At 73.0% G+C, this 2386-nt stretch carries 3 protein-coding genes; all 3 read left to right on the top strand.

All coding sequences use genetic code 11. From position 1 onward, the window contains the following. Positions 1 to 956: SIS domain-containing protein (locus VH969_RS09120; RefSeq protein ID WP_414638446.1), on the top strand; the 956-nt coding region annotated here is incomplete at its 5' end. Then, positions 950 to 1801, top strand: a complete 852-nt coding sequence (locus tag VH969_RS09115; RefSeq protein WP_331973219.1) for an N-acetylmuramic acid 6-phosphate etherase — start codon at positions 950 to 952, stop codon at positions 1799 to 1801. The genes VH969_RS09120 and VH969_RS09115, both read left to right, overlap by 7 nt. 138 nt (positions 1802 to 1939) lie before the next feature. Beyond that, positions 1940 to 2386 (top strand): extracellular solute-binding protein (locus VH969_RS09110; RefSeq protein WP_331973218.1); only part of this gene is annotated, 447 nt, incomplete at its 3' end.

Raw genomic sequence — 2386 nt, 5'->3', positions numbered from 1 at the left:
CCGTCCTGCGGCGGCTGCTTGACGACGGCGCGGCCGACATCGAAACAGCGCGGGCGCACGTCCTCCGGCGCGGACCGCGCTTCGTCCTGTTCGCGGCGCGCGGCACGAGCGACCATGCCGCGCTGTACGCGAAGTACCTCGCCGAGATCGGCCTGGGCCTGCCTGCGGGGCTGGCCTCGCCGTCCACGATGACGGTGTACGGCTCGCGCCCGGACCTGTCCGACGTGCTGTTCGTCGCGGTGAGCCAGTCCGGCGGCTCGCCCGATCTCGTCGACTCGCTCGCCGCCGCCCGCTCGTGCGGCGCGCTGACGGTGGCGGTGACGAACAACCCGTCCTCGCCGCTGGACGCGGCCGCGGAACTGAGCGTGTACGTCCACGCGGGCGTGGAGCGCGCGGTGGCCGCCACCAAGACCTACACCGCCGAGTTGCTCGCGCTGCGGCTGCTGCTGATCGGCGACGAGGGCGCGGCCGCCGTCCCCGACGCGGCGGCGCGGACCCTCGCCTCGCCCGCCGGGACAGCCTCCGCGCAGCGGTACCGGTTCGCCGACCGCCTCATCACCACGGCCCGCGGCTACTCGTACCCCACCGCCCGGGAGGCTGCGCTGAAGCTGATGGAGACCAGTTACGTCTCCGCCCAGGCGTTCTCCGCAGCCGATCTGCTGCACGGGCCGCTCGCGATGATCGACTCCGGCATCCCGGTGGTCGCGGTGGTGTCGCCCGGCCGCGGCGGCGCCGCCATGGCGGCCGCGATGGAGCGGCTGGAATCCACCGGTGCGGACGTGCTGCGTGTCGGCCCTGCGGACGGTGTGCCGATCGCCGCGGACGGGGCGCCCGAGGATCTGCTGCCGGTGCTCGAAATCCTGCCGCTGCAACAGCTCGCCTGGCGGCTCGCGCTCGACCGCGGCACCGATCCCGACCAGCCGCGCGGGCTGGCCAAGGTCACCAGCACGTGGTGACTGCGGTGGTGGACCTCGACCTGCTGCCGACCGCCGAGGTGGTCGGCAGGCTGCTCGACGCCGAGCGCCGCGTCGTCCCGGCTGCCGAGGCGGTCATCGGCAGCATCGCCGAGGGTGCGGAGGTGCTCGCGGCCCGGCTGCGGGCCGGCGGGCGCGTCGTGTTCGCGGGCGCCGGCACGTCCGGACGGATCGCGGTGGCCGAGGCCGCCGAGCTGCCCGGCACCTTCGGCCTGCCCCGCGCCGCGGTGCTGTCCCGTGTCGCCGGGGGCGTCGGTAGCACCGACTCCGCCGAGGACGACCTGGACGGCGCGCACCGCGACCTCGCGGACATCGCGCTCGCTCCGGCGGACGTCCTGGTGGCCGTGGCCGCGAGCGGGTCGACGCCGTACACGCTGACGCTGGCCGACGCGGCACGTGCCGTCGGCGCGGCGGTCGTCGCGGTGGTGAACGCCAGCGGGACGCCGCTGGCCGAGTTCGCGGACGTCGCGATCGAGGTCGAGGTGGGCGCCGAGGTGCTGCGCGGGTCCACCCGGCTCACCGCGGGCACCGCGCAGAAGGTGGCGCTCAACGCGCTGACGACCGCGGCGATGGTCCGGCTCGGCCGCGTGCACGGTGACCTGATGGTGGACGTCGAACCGGCCAACGCCAAGCTGCGGCTACGCGCGGCGGGCATCGTCGCGGAGATCGCCGGGTGTGACCCGGCCACCGCCGACCGGGCCCTCGCCGCCTGCGGGGACAGCGCCCGCGCCGCGATCCTTCACCTGGTGCTCAGGCTCGACCCAGCCGCAGCACAGGCCCGCGCCGCACACTACGGCTCGCTGCGCGAGGCGCTCGGCGCCCCGTAGCGACGCAGCAACGTCTCGGATGGATAACGGCAGACCGCACTGCTTGACACGTAAATGGTCTAGCCCAATACTTCGATTCGTCTAAACCAATCCGGTCGCGGTACGCCCCGGCCACAAACCCTTCTCATGGGAGGCATCGTGAAGCGCACAGTCGTGGGCGCGACCGCGCTCGCAGCGACGGTGGCCGTCGTGGTCAGCGGTTGTGGCTCGTCGGGCGGCGGCAGCGGAAGTTCCGGCAAGTCCCAGATGAGTACGGACGGCAAGGGCAAGACCATCACCGTCTGGCTGCAGAGCGACGCGAAGACGGGCTGGCCGGCCGTCGTCTCGCAGGCGACCGACCGCTTCGAGAAGGCGACGGGCGCCAAGGTCAACGTCCAGTGGCAGCAGTGGTCGAACTACACGACCAAGCTTGACTCGACCTTCGCCGGCAGCAGCGGCATCCCAGACGTGGTGGAGCTGGGCAACACGCAGACCTCGTCCTACATCGCGGCGGGCGCGTTCACCGACCTCACCGGGGACAAGAAGAACTTCGAGAACTCGAGCACGTGGCTCAACGGCCTCACCGAGTCGGGCACCTCCTCCGAC

The organism is Actinophytocola sp., from assembly GCF_036555685.1.
GTDB lineage: Bacteria > Actinomycetota > Actinomycetes > Mycobacteriales > Pseudonocardiaceae > Actinophytocola.
This window is presented reverse-complemented; position numbering and strand designations above follow the sequence as displayed.